The organism is Spirosoma aerolatum (assembly GCF_002056795.1).
GTDB lineage: Bacteria > Bacteroidota > Bacteroidia > Cytophagales > Spirosomataceae > Spirosoma > Spirosoma aerolatum.
This window is the reverse complement of the sequence record NZ_CP020104.1, coordinates 4647400-4661471: the sequence shown is the minus strand read 5'-3', so window position 1 is coordinate 4661471 and position 14072 is coordinate 4647400. Positions and strand designations below refer to the sequence as shown.

The following is a 14072-nucleotide window of genomic DNA, read 5'->3' as shown; positions in this document are numbered from 1 at the left end:
CGTGGCTGGCAGCGGCAGTTGGTTCATAAGACACCGCTGTAGACATAAAGTAACGGGATAACCTTATAGTTTACTAAAATTTTTATCGCTATTCCCAGCGGAGAGCCTCAATAACATCGGAAGCAGTCATGCCAATTGGGCCTCTTTGCTGAGCCACATGGTCGCCTGCTAGTCCATGAGCGAAAACGCCTAGTACGGCGGCTTCTACGGAATCGTAATTTTGAGCTAGTAAGGCCGTTAGTACACCTGTCAGAACATCGCCTGTGCCGCCGGTACTTAAGCCGGGATTGCCGGTTGAGTTGAAATGGATATCCCCCTCTGGGGTGGCAATGGCCGAGAAGGCCCCTTTCAATACCACTACTACGCGATGTTGTTTGGCAAAATCTCTTAGAATGTCCAGCTTCTGATAGTCATTTTCCCATTTTTTTGTTAACCGCTCGAATTCTTTAGGATGAGGAGTCAGAATACTGTTCTGAGGAATATATTTCAGCAAGTCACGATTTTCGGCAATCAGATTCAAGGCATCGGCATCCAGTACCATTGGCTTTTTAATCGATCTCAATAGTCCTTTCAGCATATCTAGTGTTTCGGGGGCTTTGCCAATACCAGGTCCAACCCCCACAGTCGCATAATCGGCTGGGGTTAGGCTACCTATTTCACTAATACCTCGATCAAGTGTGCCTGTTAGTACATTCGCTCCACCGTCGGGACGGCACATGGCTTCGGGAACCGCCGTTTGCAACACGTCGTAGCCACAGCGTGGAATCTGAACAGTCAGAAGCCCAACACCCGAGCGCAAACAGGCTTTCGCGGCCAATACGGCGGCTCCAATTTTACCATAACTGCCCGCGATAAGCAAAGCATGGCCAAACGAGCCTTTGTGTGAATAGCGGTCCCGTTTGCGAAGTAACAGGCGCGCATCCTGAGGCTGGGTGAAGTAGTAAGGAGTTGGGGCCAGATCGATGTACCGTTTACGTAACCGAATATCAACAATATGCCAATCGCCGACAAACTTGCCGTTGGCAGGAAGCATAAATGCCAGTTTAGGCAACTGAAACGTGATGGTATAATCGGGCTCAATAATCGTATCGGTAGCGTCATTGGGCTGATCGGCAAAAAGGCCACTGGCAATATCGACTGATACGACCGTGGCCGGTGAACGGTTGATCGACTCAATAACGCTCTTTACGATACCGTCCGTTGGGCGGGATAATCCTGAGCCAAGAATGGCATCAATGAGTACTTCGTTGTGCCGCAAAGCCGGAATATCCTGAGCCCGCTCAATATAATGAATGGTTTCTACGAGGAGTTTGAGCCGACGATGGTTATGCATAAAATCATCAGACTCACGGGGGGCATATCGAACAACGTATACTTCAATCGGGTAATTACGCTCAAGAAGTAATCGGGCAATCGCTAATCCATCTCCACCATTATTACCTAATCCACAAAAAAGTTTAGTAGGGGTTGTATTCGGAAATTGGCGGGCAAACCAGTCAACAAAGGCAAGTGAAGCACGCTCCATTAAATTGATGGGAGCAATGGGTTCATGTTCAATAGTGGATTGGTCAAGCGCCCGGATTTGGTTAATATTGAGGATTTTCATAAGATCGGTGTCACAAACACAGCGCAATTTTACAAAAGTATTTTCTCCTATCGAGAAAATAATGCTAGTAGTTAACTGGCTTAATTTCAGATAATTATACCTTATTTGCTCTGGCTGATTTTAACATTAGTACAACAAGGTGCATATTTGATCACGGTTTAGAGGGTAAACTTAACCATTTTCAAAGGGTTTTAGACGGTCAGGGAGTAATGTTTGTAAGTGTAGATTATTGGTCCTGAAAGTTAACCTGAAGCGTAGAAGGCTTGACGATCGTTATACTCATTTCGTCGGTTGACGTCAGTAGCATTGGCATCTCTCCGGCTACTACGTAATTCAGGTTTATTTTTGGAAAAGCCTGTTTTAAAGCCAATAAATGGCTACCTCCTAAATGGCTGTCGTTGTTGAAATGCTGATAGAGTCGTTTATTGTGATTTAGGCCCATTTGCCGGGTCACTTCACTTACACTTACTCCTAATGCATCGATGGCATCCCGAAGCCAGGTGCCATCAATTTTAGTGGCGATCTTGGTCACAATCGTAATGTTTCTCATAAATCTATAAGAGTTTGAAATATATTTCACAATATTAAGTAAAATATTACTCATTAATATTGTTTATGTAAAATATATTACTCAATTTTGCTCCTGTTATCACTAATTCTAAAATCAATCATGACAGGAATTCCATTCGAAGAAACCCTTTCACATTGCGTAGCGGATGCCAGAGAGGGCAATCAAGATGGCCACACGATTATGTGCGCCTTTGGTGAGATAACCATTGCAGGTGTTGAGTACCAGATGCAAATACAGCTTATAGCCGATAAAAGATTATGGATTGGCGAAAGTGATGTAGTGCGCTCCGAGGTTGTGAAAGTTCATGATCCCGCTCCCGGCTATAATGCCAACCGATAGTTTTTAGATTACCTCAAATCAGTAGTTCAGTAATACACTAATTCTAAAATCAATCATGAAGAACGAACAATCTGCGCTGGTGCCAGCCGATGCGCAACCGCTACTCAAGCCCTATCAGAAAGTCCACGACCTGACGGGCAAACTGGTCGATAAGTACAAGTATCTCGAAGGGCATCCCCGTCAGTACCGCTTCGACGCCAAAGAAGGTGTGTTTAACATCAACGGCGACGAGAAGCTAGGCCGAACCATCACGTTTCAGCCCATTGCCTGGCGGATATTTACCGACAATATTCTCAACATGGGTACCAAGAACTGGGCCGAGATATTCTTTGTGGACGAAAAAAACTGCGTGTCGGCGATTCTCTTCCACGGGTATTCGGTTGATAATATATTCCGATTGATCGAGCCGTTATACTACGACGATCTGACGCTGGCCGATGTGCTGGTAACGGTGGTAGCTGAGAAAAAGGAAAACAACAACATTCAGCCCAAAGGGGTGTATTACATCGCTACGTTTTCCTATCGCAATGGCGATCCCGAGAAAACAGCCGAACTTAAAGCCTACGCAGCTGATCGGCGGATATTCCGCACGGAAACCCTGACCGACATTGCCAACATCAAAACGGCGATGAACTACTACAATCCGTTTCACAACGGTACGGCTGGCGATTATGGGTTAAAGCTACCGCCTGCTGATGTAGACAGCCAAACTGGCGAAGTCGCTAACTAATCCTGATTCTTTTCTCTCATCACTCAGCCGCCTGGAGTCAGTTTCGGGCGGCTGGGCAAGCCTATTGGGTTTATGAACACGCTTCAATCAGAAATAGCCGACGGGGATCGGGTGCGCGTTGAAGTCTATCGTCGCGGTTTTCATCAGCGCAACTTCGTAGGCGTCTGCAAGGGCTGGACTGCTAGCGGTAAGGTTCGCGTCGTCGAAGACGGAACAAGCAATGTCAAAACGTATAGTTCAGAACACGTTAGAAAGATCAAGGGATGACAGACCATCAATATCGCACAATGAACCGAATCGCCCACAGCGATTTGTGTGAACTGTTTAACCTGCGCATGGGTAAACCTGCGCGAAGCATCGACGAGAAAGCAGCCCGGTTCGGAACCACGTTTCACAGCATGATTCTGGAACCCGAAAAACCAATCGACTGGACACAGCATCACGTCACTGAACGCGCTAAACTTCTTGAGATGGAAAAGTCCTTTCGGGATTTAAGCAAAACCTCGATCCTGGCCAGAGACATGATTGCGATGGGTCAACGCGAAAAGGTTGTTCAATGGATGGACACTTCGACTGGGTTGCCGCTCAAAGCCAAACTGGACGCGCATTATGCAACACCGCTTGAAAGGTTTGGTAAACAGGTCGTTATTGATTTGAAAACAACATCCTGTGAGTCGTCTTACCATTTTTTCAACCGAATGATTGAGTATGGTTATGACCGACAGGCTGCGTTTTATCTGGACGCGGTAGGCTCGGACTACAACTTTTATTTCGTAGCCATTCAGAAGCGCAAACCTTTTGATGTGTTTGAAATTAACATGGCCTTTTCAGTTGATCGTCGGGCGATTATTGATCAGGCACGGGCCAAAAACGCGCGTCTGTTACGCGATGCGTATCAGGAACTCCAGAAACCCGATGGCTGGAGGCCGTCAAGCTGGAGTCGGATTGAGCAGGAGCCTATCAGCACGTTACGGGTATGAAAAAGAAACCGGCTCTACCAGCTCCACCAGCTGGACCGACTTCCATTACCATTTTAGGGAATGAGTACCGAACCGGTGATGAGGTGATTGTCGTAACACCTGAGTTTGGGGCTATGGCTACCTGCATCAAAGGTATGAAGTACAACCCAGGCCAAAAGCCCTACGCTGCCTGGTTAGGCTGGGTTTGCGTACCGGGTTTACCCGGTGCTATCTGTGGTAATCACGGATCAATGAGTATCAGTGGCTTTGAACAGGCTGAGCCTGATACTTGGTGGCAACAGCGGGGCTATACTGAATTCTGGCTTGAAATCTACATGGTTATCTTTTCGAGCGGCATTCACTTAGGGCAAAACAAATTTGGGCCATCTTATCCACGTCATTGGCCTAGCGTATTCAACTGGCGATGCAAACCCGCTGACCATCGGCTCGTTGCTGAAGGCCCAGCTTACCGAGTTGATCATAAGTGGATAGGTTATAATCAGTGGGAAACAATGAAAAACCCACAACCTCTACTCATCGAACGACCCCTATCGATTGAAAAAGCCAAACCGACCGTTCCTGTTCAACTTCAATTATTCTGAAGTCTTCGGATCTAGCCGCTCCCCTGTGAACTCGACATTTTCAGGGAGTAGTTTTAAGCCGAATTGACCATTAAACAGGACTAAGAAGATGAAAGAATATTGGATTGACATAAAAAAGCAGCCACTACCTACCAGTGGCACAGTTATCGTTAGTGTTACCCGTCGTGAACCCATTGCGCCGGTTGCATTTACTTCTGTTGTTCGATGCGATGAAATAGGCCCTATGGATAGCTATGGGGATGTATATATGTACGCCAAAGAAATAACACATTGGATGGAGTTGCCTAAGCCTATGCTCCCCACAGATTTCAACTAACACCACGCCCGCTCCGATGGACGCCGGATAAACCTGAAAAAAGAATGGAAGAGGAAGAAAGTAAGCACAGACTACAGCTCTTACAGAACGAGCTTGTAAGTCATGCGCAGCAAGTTGAATGGACGCTACGCAATTTTGCGCCCAACTGGAAAGTATGCGTATTCGTCTGGAATCCAAAAGAACTAGATGCGAATATTGTTACCATGCCTCAAAGCATTAGCAATGAAGAACTACTTAAGGCAGTAATCCATGCTGTTCAAGCGCCATGATCCACCACTACCCGATTCCCTCTTCTTTTCACTCGCTAACCATCATCACTGTCTGCATCCTGATTCTACTGACCTGTCAGCTGATCGACTCGAAGCCGTCTGTTTCGGTTCGCGTTGTGCTGGGCTGGCTGGTTGGGGTAGGGCTGGGGCTGGTAAAGATGATCTTTGAGGAGTAAGAGAAAGGCAATAGAAAATAATTACATTTGAAGCCTTTCAACACCTTAATCTATATCGATATGTTTATTGAACTCACTACCGAGGGAGGAGGCAAAATGACCTTGAACGTTAATGCAATTTCTTGTTTTTCAGAAGTTATTTCTCAATTGAACGACTGACCGGCTAAAGCCGGTAGATTCACGAAATACGATAAAGCGCACTTGATGAGTCTACCAGCCTTTGCGAGTTGGTTGACGAATCCAAATTAAATCTAAGTCCACAGCCCCTATAATTTGACCGCCCAAGTCAGTTTTTACTATCGCAGTATCGTCTAAATCAGGATCTAATCGAATTAAGGTGCAGGAATCAATTCCATTATCGAATCGAACCCAAACAGGTTTACCAATATTTTCTAATGCTTCCTTGAGAGTCATAGTTGTTAAGAATTATGGGTTTTCGCCGATTTTAAAATTATCCGTTCCAGTAGTTTGTAAGTCCTGCGTTTCGATATAGTGTTTTACCACCTCGTCCGTCACATTACCCGATGAAGCCGCGAAATAGCCTCTTGCCCACAGGTGCCGACCCCAAAACATTTTCGCTAGGTTCTTATCTGTCGATAAGAGCTTGCGTGATGATTTACCTTTCAGGGCTTGCACTAAATCCGATACACTTATGTAAGGTGGAACCGATACGAACAGGTGAACGTGGTCTTTACTTACATGACCAGCGAGTATTTCAACCTCATTCTGTTTACAGATTTCACGAAGAATTGAACGAACATTTTCAGCGACCTGGCCCACCATCACCTGTTTTCGATACTTCGTAATCCATACGATGTGATACTTAATATCGTAGGTCGAGTGTGAAGTCTTTCTGTAATGTTGCATGTTCAATTCGGTGTTTTGCTTTAGAAAAATGCCCTGCATCTTTCTCCATCACGATAAAGTCACGCCCCGTTTCGATACAGGCAATGGCTGTAGTTCCACTGCCTACGCAGTTGTCCAATACAATCATTCCTGGATTGGTATAGGTCTCAATGAAATAGCGGAACAAGGGTACTGGTTTTTGCGTAGGATGCTGAGTGGCTTTGCTGTTATCGCCGAACAGGGCCCCGTTCCAGTTGGAAATCTTAACAACGCTTGTGGGATAGCGAGTGCCACTTTCTTTCCACTGCCAATCATCTCGGCGAAACTCATTATATCCCTCCCATGCTCCAGAATTTTTACGAACCCGGCCTACGTCTTTCCGCGCAACTTTTGTTTTCTGAGGATTGTACACAGGCTGTTTTTTATAAAACACAACGATGTCCTCGTGACAACGAAGGGGTTGCTTCTTCGCATTCAAAAAGCCAGTTGGCAAGGTCTTTTCCCAAGTCAACGTGTATTTGAACAGCTTAAGATTACTGTTAATCAATTGAGTTGTGAACGGTTGAGCAGCCGTAAAAACCATTGCTCCATTATCCTTGATGATTCGCTCATAATGCGACCACAAAGGCTCAAACGGTATAATGGTATCCCACTTGTTTTTAGTGGTTCCGTAGGGTAAATCGCAGAGTATCATGTCAATACTTTTATCTGCAATACCCTTCATTAATTCCAGACAATCGCCTTGATATATCGAATTTACTTGAAGCATTTCGAGGTGTATTTGAGCAGTTAAAATACTGAATATCAATAATATATCCTAATAATTTAACTAAAGTTTCCACCTAAAGCCGGGGGTTTCTCTCCCACTCCCAAAAACTGACAATGAGAAAACAGTATGCTTTAAAACGCTACTGAGTAACCTGCTCTTCTGACGATTTCGGCGCTGGCCGCTCCCCTGTGAACTCGACATTTTCGGGGAGTAGCCCCTCTTTAATCAGATAGGGCACCATCGTATCAAACTGCTTATAGTGCAGCGGACTCCAGTTGATGTCAGGGGGGAGCTGATCGACTGTTGTGAGTGACCAGCCAACACCGACCCGACGTTTGATGTAGTGGCCCGACACACGTAAATACAAGTCTCCATTCCCCGCATTGCAAATTGAATGACTGACCGGCTAAAGCCGGTAGATTCACCTTTTAGGCTGAAAGCCTACTAAAGTTAACTCTACCGGACTACTTCGCCGATTTTAAAATTGTCATCGGATGATTGCTGTAAATCCTGAGTATCGATATACTGCTTTACAACCTCATCAGTAACGTTACCAGACGATGCCGCGAAATAGCCTCTTGCCCACAAATGCCGACCCCAAAACTGCTTGGCTAGGTTCTTATCGGTCGATAATAGTTTACGTGAGCTTTTGCCTTTCAGGGATTGTACGAGATCAGAGACACTTATGTAAGGCGGAACTGATACAAACAGGTGAACATGATCTTTTGAAACGTGCCCTGCTAATATTTCAACTTCGTTCTGTTTACAGATTTCGCGTAATATTGATCGTACATTCTCTGCGACCTTACCAACCATTACTTGTTTGCGATACTTCGTAATCCACACGATATGGTACTTTATATCGTAAGTGCTATGCGAGGTCTTACGGTAGTGGAGCATCGTCAAATTTGACTGTTTGAGGGCGCAAGCCCTCTATGATTTGCTCTCTAACCTGAGCGAGTTTGACTATCTCCTCAATGCTGAATTTGTTAGCGCCTATTTCTTTGAGCTTTTTATCAAACGTTTGAGGGCTCATACCCATTTGTTGAGCAACATAGCTTTTGCTGATAGCAGGATGAGTAATCCACTCATAAGAAGGGTCCGCAATAGGCTTTTTGGCGTCCCCTAATCGCTCATATACTTCAACAAAAACATGAAAAATATAGGTGCTATCGGTTGTATCAGGCAAGTGTCCTTCAAGATCAAAACCGTCAAGGGTATAGTTAGCTTCAATGAAGTCACGAAGCTGATGAGGTCGCGTAAAATTGTACCGCTTATCTTGATAACGTTCCGCCATTTTGCGGAACGATTCAGGATTGGAAACCAGCAAGTCAGCTAATCGGTCTGCGTATCTCTTTTGGTATGAGTCAAGTTTCATGGCTATTCTTCGATTGTGGTGAACTTTATAGTAGCAGCAATGGGCGCAATCTTTTCATTGTATTCCGTAAATGCTTCCATCCAGGGGTCATTGATAGGGTCCATTTGTGGCTGAACCAATCCTGTTTCGCGATGGATGATTGCAACTAACTTGTCGTGAATAGCAGCTTTTGTATTGCTATAAACCAGTTTACTATCATTAGCAAGGGGAGCTTTCAGTCCGAATGTTTTGCCATTTACTGTTACTGTACCTTTGAGCATTGCCATTTTGTTGTTGTTGTGTTTAAGTATGCATCAAAGGTAAGGTGAAAATTTTAACCCTACAAGTATTTAGGTTAAAATTTTCACCTTATATCGAAAATATTTTTGCATGATTGATTTAACGGTAGTGAAACTCTAAAACGTGAAGCTAAAGCGTTCAGCTAAAGCTGAGGGTTTTTCTCCCATTCCCCCAAAGTGACAATAAAATCGATAAGTTTGTGTAAGTGATCACTAATTCTAAAAGAAGGATATGGATGAACAGTCCAATGAAACTGAAAAGCCCTGGTACGATGGATTGACGGATAAGCAAAGGCGGTTTGTAGAGGAGTATTGTAAAACCAGAAACGCAGCTAAAGCCGCACGCGATGCGGGATATTCGGAAAACTCTGATGACGAAATGGGGTATGAAAACCTCAGAAAACCTCAGATTTTAGGAGCCATTAATGCCTATCTGAGCGCCTACTTCATGACTGTTGGCGAATCGACGCAGCGTATATCGGACTTTGCGCGGGGCACAATGTCGCACTTTCTGAAGATCAATGAATCGGGCCGGGTCACGATCAATCTAGCTCATGAGGAGGCTAAAGACTACATGCACCTCATCAAAAAAATTAAGCAGAAAGTAACGACCCGCTACGATGACAGCGGCTCAACCGAAGAGGTTTGGACTGAAATCGAGCTTTACGATTCAATGGCAGCAAATCGGCTGATGTTGGAGTTACATGGCAAAGTCATTCAGCGAACCGATCATACGACGGGCGGTAAGCCAATACCTACGCAGCATCGGGTTGTTTTCGAGGACTATAGTCAAAAGTCATGACGGATTCGCCAGTTATTTTCGAGTCACGCTTTACTTTTAATCGGCTGTATAAACCCGTATTCACAACGCAGGCCCGGTATATTGATTGCTGGGGTGGCCGTGGTCGGGGTGGCTCGCATTTCGCTACGGACTACTTTTTGTACCTGATCCAGCAACCCGATTACTTTCGTGGATATCTGATGCGTGAAGTGCTCAACGATGTTCGTGAGTCGCTTTTTCGGGACATGCTGGACCGGATGGATGAAAAAGGAATTGATTACAAAAGCCGAACGAGCCGCTTTCTGGTTAACGATCATCACATGTCCATTACGGACCTGGTTACAGGTAATCGCATTTTGTCGAAAGGATTTAAAAAACAGTCTGGCAAGCAGACGGCTAAGTTAAAATCACTCGCTGGCGCTACGCATGTAATTATTGAGGAAGCCGAAGAGGTTGAAGAAGATGAGTTCATGAAGCTGGATGATAGCTTTCGAACCAAAAAGGGTAATATCCAGATTATTCGGCTTTTCAACCCACCCCGAAAGAATCACTGGCTGATCAAGAAATATTATAATTTACAGGAAGCCAGTTTAATTGATCATCAGGGCGATATAGTTGAAGGGTATTATCACGCAACGCCTAAACAGATACCCAACTTTCTGTCTATCTTTTCCACATACAAGGATAACCTTAGAAACCTCAACCCTACGTTCGTTGCCAATCTGGAGAGTTATCAGATATCACGGCCGGACTGGTATTATACGACAGTACTAGGATTAGTGTCAGAAGGGGCAAAGGGGCGTATCTATAAGAACTGGAGACCATTTCCAGCTAAAGACTTTGACTCAATTCCTTATCCATCGGCCTATGGTCTGGATTATGGATATTCTACCGATCCAGTTGCGCTCATTGAGGTAAAAGCCCATAATAACAAGCGATGGATTCGGCAATTGATTTACAAACCTGGACTTAGCAATGCATCACTGGCTACTCGCATGAAAGCCGTTGGTGTCGGCAAAAAAGTAATTGTTCCAGATAGTGCTGAGCCAAAGTCAAATGATGATCTGATTCGAGATGGATTCAATATTCATCCAGCTGTAAAAGGTGCTGACTCTGTTTTGTTCGGTATTCGTCATTTACAGGGGCTAGAGGTGTATTACACCGATGATAGTTACGACCTGGAAAATGAATATCAGGAGTACCGATGGCAACTCGATGCCAACAAGGAGCCGACCGACCAACCAGAAGATAAAAACAATCACCTGATGGACGCCTTTCGATACGTGGATACGAAATTATATACAACACCACCTCCACCAGTCCGACCTAACCGGCCGCAAAACCGAAGCTACGGCAGTGGCCGATAAAACTGTTTGGAATTTAATTTTTTGCTTATCTTTACCACATCTTCACTTATCGCCATTACCGGACAAAGGGGCTGACCGGCGGCATTAGACACTCTTCATGGGCCAGTTTAATCCGTTCGTCTGTCCGAAGTCATCGGCATTGACGACAATCCCATCTACCGATTGCCCTATTCGCTGGGATCAGGTAATTGCTTTTGCTGTACACCGCAAGGGTTCCTCCCTTTTTACACCTACCACCATCAAGGCGTCTAGCAACTGGACAGATGCGATAGCCGATACGGATGATGGTAAAATCACATTAACTCCTGCATTCTCTGGGTGGACATTTCCCAAGTCGGAAATCACAATTGAGGGGGAAAATGACAATAGTACCATTGGTGGATTAGGTTCTATCGGTGGCGGTAATGTTATTCGCCCGGTCGGGACGTTCCGCAACAAAAGTAGCGCTGCCATGAAAGCTTTATCAAGCTATACGGCAGAATCATCTAATGACTCAGCGCCAAAGGTTGAAGTCTTTTTTATTAATGTTTATGGTCAAATCATTGCCAATTCGGATGGTACTGGATTTGATGCCACAAACATTACGGTTACGGATACGTATTCCGATGGCTTAAAAAAGGACAACATGAATGACGTAAGCATGTCATTACCGTATGGTTGGTCTTTTGACGCTACGTTATACACGCCTTCGTTCGACATCAAAGCGCTTCTGCCGAAGTAATCACTCAACCCTGCATAGTAGATTCTATGCAGGGTTATATCTGTTTACGCGATGGCGGCTGATACAGTTGAGTTAAAGACCCGATCGGGTAAAAAGACGTATTCGCTTCAGAAGGCAGAAAACATTCTGAAAATTGAAGCGCAGCACAAGTTTGGCGATTATTCGCTTCCAGACAAATCCCCTTTTGAATTTGTAAATGGTTCTCTCCGACGCCGACGCCCTAAATCTGCTAACGAATCCGAAACATCTGAGCGAAAAAGCTGAGGCTTTACGCTGGCAGAATCGGGTGCGATTTCACGGGCTATCGGTTCGGGATAAAGCGGCATCGGCTTACTGGCCAACGTTCAAGCGGTGGGTGTTCGGCATGATCCTGGTGGATGATAAGCGCGATTTATTCGATACCATCTTTCCATTTCCAGTACCGACAACCCGTCTGCTGGCCGAGGCCCAGGACGCCTTCATGAAGCTGTTCGACGCCGTCAACCCTAAACTGACCATTGTTGGTCCTGAAGGTGTTGAAGCAGATTTTCTGGCCTACCTGGAAGAAATCAAGGAGCCTGATTTCTGGCGCGATGAAGCGATTGCGGCTTTGTTTGAATCCCACGAAGATTTACTTATTGAGGATTTGGCGCCGGGAACTGGAAAGCCTCGGCCCATTCACTTCCGGGTCGCGCTGGATTCTGTTATTAGTCTGGAGCTAAAGCCCGACTCGACGGCTGAGTGTATTGCCTATCATGCCGCCGATGGTTCGGCTGTCGTTATCGACGATCAGTCTTACCGGGTGTTTGTGAAAAGCAACGAAGGGGATTCGGGTTATGCCAAGCCGATTGTTTTTGCCCATAATCTAGGGTATTGTCCGGTTCGCAAGCTTTGGGATGAACGCATTCTTAATCATCCGATTGCCTCTGCGTCAATCATTGACGAAATCCTGTCTGCACTGGATTGGTACGCCCTGATTCACGTGCTGTACGATATGTTCAAGCTCTACGGGGCTATTCCTATCTACTACGGAGCCGAAACAGCGGACGACCTGCCAACAAGAACACCCACTGTTCCGACTAACGCAGACGGGACGCCGGATGCTGGCTTTATGGGGGCTTGCGAAGCCGATCGGCCATCGGGCGGCAATTCATTTATAGCACCGGGTGATTTCTGGCGCATTCCACCAGGCGGGGACTTGAAAGTGCCGCCTGTTGGCATTGTGGAGCCGTCGACCGACACACTCAAATTTCATCAGGAAGATCGGCAGATGCTCTATGATGAACTGCTCAAGTACCTGATTGGAAAAGGTGGTGAGTCGGTACTGATGAATAAAGCCGTTAATGAAAAGCAGGCAACGGGCACCTTTACCAGCATGGAAAATGTGCTGTTGTACTTATCACGCCACCTGTCAGCCGCCCGAACCCACTCGCTGCAAACCAAAGCCGATCTGCGGTATGGCGTTGGGCGAGTAAAAGTGAGTTTTAGTTTCGGGAGTGACTTCTACCTACAAACCGAAACCGAGCTATGGGATAGTTTGGCAAAGGCCCGAACAGCTGGTTCTCCACAAACGGTCTTACTGGAAAAAATTGAGCGCATCCAATCCTTTCGGCTCCGATCAGGCGGGGATGCGACCCGCTCCCAGATACTACTGGACCTGGAACCACTTCGCGAACAGCCCATCAGTTCGCTGACGGGCCTTGTCGCACTGGGCCTGATTGATGGCGAAAAGCTGGCTGTCAAAGTCAATTTTTTAGACCTCATCAGCGAGATGGAGCGCGAATACGGGGCAGACGTCTCTGAGCTCGGCTCTGCCCTGCCGTATCCAACACGCATTGATAAATTTAAACAATACCTATACAGTCATGTCCAATACACGAAACCAGAACCCGCCGGAGCCAACAGTTCCGCAACCAACAGTAGCGCCAACTGAGGGCCAAAATCCAGCGCCAACCACTACACCAACAGAGCCAGCACCCGAAATTGATCCGATCCCCCCCCAACAGCAGGCACCCGCGATCGATCCGGCTGCCTTTGCCAAAATGCAGGAGCGACTCGATGCGCTGGAAAAGCAAAATGCTGAATTAACAGCCAAAGCACATATAGTGGCCCCAGTAGTAACAACAGCCACAGTTAAACCAGTCACCGGAAGAGGTGGGGTTTGGGTTGATCAGTGGCGCACAACATCGGTCAGTGGTGAAACCATCAAGATCGACAAGCAAAAGCAGTACTACGATTCAGATAAATTCGATCAACTCAATGCCAAAGACGATCGAGGTCGTTCGGGCTTTGAAAATTTAGGGATTAGCTATAAAATCACGGAAGATTTGCGAAACAAGTGACAATAGATAGTTTTTGTTGATAAATTCGCAATAAATAACGCTA

21 protein-coding genes are annotated in these 14072 nt (G+C 45.9%); 12 read left to right on the top strand and 9 right to left on the bottom strand.

From position 1 onward, the window contains the following. Positions 1–88 precede the first annotated feature (88 nt). On the bottom strand, positions 89–1606 hold the full coding sequence (locus tag B5M13_RS19240) for an NAD(P)H-hydrate dehydratase (RefSeq protein ID WP_080057209.1): 1518 nt from the start codon (positions 1604–1606) through the stop codon (positions 89–91). Positions 1607–1832: 226 nt separating this feature from the next. Continuing rightward, the gene (locus B5M13_RS19235; protein ID WP_080057208.1) at positions 1833–2156 is read right to left on the bottom strand and encodes a hypothetical protein; all 324 of its coding nucleotides are present in this window, start codon (positions 2154–2156) and stop codon (positions 1833–1835) included. A 120-nt stretch (positions 2157–2276) separates the two neighbouring features. Between B5M13_RS19235 and B5M13_RS19230 the strand changes: the two genes are divergently transcribed. The 7 genes from B5M13_RS19230 to B5M13_RS34215 all read left to right on the top strand — a co-directional run bounded on the left by B5M13_RS19230 (position 2277) and on the right by B5M13_RS34215 (position 5568). Continuing rightward, a complete protein-coding gene (locus B5M13_RS19230) occupies positions 2277–2516 on the top strand; it encodes a hypothetical protein (protein WP_080057207.1) in 240 nt (79 codons plus the stop codon). A gap of 55 nt (positions 2517–2571) precedes the next feature. After that, positions 2572–3246, top strand: a complete 675-nt coding sequence (locus tag B5M13_RS19225; protein ID WP_245859394.1) for a hypothetical protein — start codon at positions 2572–2574, stop codon at positions 3244–3246. 287 nt (positions 3247–3533) lie between these two features. Further along, a complete protein-coding gene (locus B5M13_RS19220) occupies positions 3534–4226 on the top strand; it encodes a PD-(D/E)XK nuclease-like domain-containing protein (RefSeq protein ID WP_170061155.1) in 693 nt (230 codons plus the stop codon). After that, positions 4223–4807, top strand: a complete 585-nt coding sequence (locus B5M13_RS19215; protein ID WP_080057205.1) for a hypothetical protein — start codon at positions 4223–4225, stop codon at positions 4805–4807. Before B5M13_RS19220 ends, B5M13_RS19215 begins: the two co-directional genes overlap by 4 nt. Positions 4808–4895: 88 nt before the next feature. Continuing rightward, positions 4896–5123, top strand: coding sequence for a DUF551 domain-containing protein (locus B5M13_RS34665; RefSeq protein WP_080057204.1), 228 nt, complete (start codon positions 4896–4898; stop codon positions 5121–5123). 44 nt (positions 5124–5167) lie between these two features. After that, on the top strand, positions 5168–5392 hold the full coding sequence (locus tag B5M13_RS19205) for a hypothetical protein (protein WP_080057203.1): 225 nt from the start codon (positions 5168–5170) through the stop codon (positions 5390–5392). Beyond that, entirely contained in the window at positions 5389–5568 is a 180-nt protein-coding gene (locus tag B5M13_RS34215; protein ID WP_080057202.1) for a hypothetical protein, read from the top strand. Before B5M13_RS19205 ends, B5M13_RS34215 begins: the two co-directional genes overlap by 4 nt. A 210-nt stretch (positions 5569–5778) precedes the next feature. On the opposite strand, the gene B5M13_RS19195 is transcribed toward B5M13_RS34215, so the two are convergent. The 7 genes from B5M13_RS19195 to B5M13_RS19165 all read right to left on the bottom strand — a co-directional run bounded on the left by B5M13_RS19195 (position 5779) and on the right by B5M13_RS19165 (position 8827). Next, complete coding sequence (locus B5M13_RS19195) at positions 5779–5982, bottom strand: hypothetical protein (RefSeq protein WP_080057201.1); 204 nt, start codon at positions 5980–5982, stop codon at positions 5779–5781. A 12-nt stretch (positions 5983–5994) separates the two neighbouring features. Further along, positions 5995–6435 (bottom strand): IS200/IS605 family transposase, encoded by a 441-nt coding sequence (gene tnpA / locus B5M13_RS19190; protein ID WP_080057200.1) that lies wholly within the window; start codon positions 6433–6435, stop codon positions 5995–5997. After that, positions 6392–7183: a DNA-methyltransferase gene (locus B5M13_RS19185; RefSeq protein ID WP_080057199.1), complete on the bottom strand. Its 792-nt coding sequence runs from the start codon at positions 7181–7183 to the stop codon at positions 6392–6394. The genes tnpA (B5M13_RS19190) and B5M13_RS19185 overlap by 44 nt, the downstream gene beginning before the upstream one ends. A gap of 139 nt (positions 7184–7322) precedes the next feature. Continuing rightward, positions 7323–7538 carry a hypothetical protein gene (locus B5M13_RS19180; protein WP_155297297.1) on the bottom strand — a complete coding sequence of 72 codons (216 nt, stop codon included), beginning with the start codon at positions 7536–7538 and terminating at the stop codon, positions 7323–7325. A gap of 101 nt (positions 7539–7639) precedes the next feature. Continuing rightward, positions 7640–8083 carry an IS200/IS605 family transposase gene (gene tnpA / locus B5M13_RS19175; RefSeq protein ID WP_080057197.1) on the bottom strand — a complete coding sequence of 148 codons (444 nt, stop codon included), beginning with the start codon at positions 8081–8083 and terminating at the stop codon, positions 7640–7642. After that, positions 8067–8561, bottom strand: a complete 495-nt coding sequence (locus B5M13_RS19170) for a hypothetical protein (protein WP_080057196.1) — start codon at positions 8559–8561, stop codon at positions 8067–8069. Before B5M13_RS19170 ends, tnpA (B5M13_RS19175) begins: the two co-directional genes overlap by 17 nt. A gap of 2 nt (positions 8562–8563) precedes the next feature. Next, complete coding sequence (locus B5M13_RS19165) at positions 8564–8827, bottom strand: hypothetical protein (RefSeq protein ID WP_155297296.1); 264 nt, start codon at positions 8825–8827, stop codon at positions 8564–8566. 244 nt (positions 8828–9071) lie between these two features. Between B5M13_RS19165 and B5M13_RS19160 the strand changes: the two genes are divergently transcribed. The 5 genes from B5M13_RS19160 to B5M13_RS19140 all read left to right on the top strand — a co-directional run bounded on the left by B5M13_RS19160 (position 9072) and on the right by B5M13_RS19140 (position 14029). Further along, the gene (locus tag B5M13_RS19160) at positions 9072–9641 is read left to right on the top strand and encodes a terminase small subunit (RefSeq protein WP_080057194.1); all 570 of its coding nucleotides are present in this window, start codon (positions 9072–9074) and stop codon (positions 9639–9641) included. Next, positions 9638–10987, top strand: coding sequence for a PBSX family phage terminase large subunit (locus tag B5M13_RS19155; RefSeq protein WP_080057193.1), 1350 nt, complete (start codon positions 9638–9640; stop codon positions 10985–10987). The genes B5M13_RS19160 and B5M13_RS19155 overlap by 4 nt, the downstream gene beginning before the upstream one ends. A 97-nt stretch (positions 10988–11084) precedes the next feature. Beyond that, on the top strand, positions 11085–11708 hold the full coding sequence (locus tag B5M13_RS19150) for a hypothetical protein (protein ID WP_080057192.1): 624 nt from the start codon (positions 11085–11087) through the stop codon (positions 11706–11708). 196 nt (positions 11709–11904) lie between these two features. Next, a complete protein-coding gene (locus B5M13_RS19145; RefSeq protein ID WP_080057191.1) occupies positions 11905–13620 on the top strand; it encodes a hypothetical protein in 1716 nt (571 codons plus the stop codon). Beyond that, positions 13553–14029, top strand: coding sequence for a hypothetical protein (locus B5M13_RS19140; protein ID WP_080057190.1), 477 nt, complete (start codon positions 13553–13555; stop codon positions 14027–14029). The genes B5M13_RS19145 and B5M13_RS19140 overlap by 68 nt, the downstream gene beginning before the upstream one ends. Positions 14030–14072 lie beyond the last annotated feature (43 nt).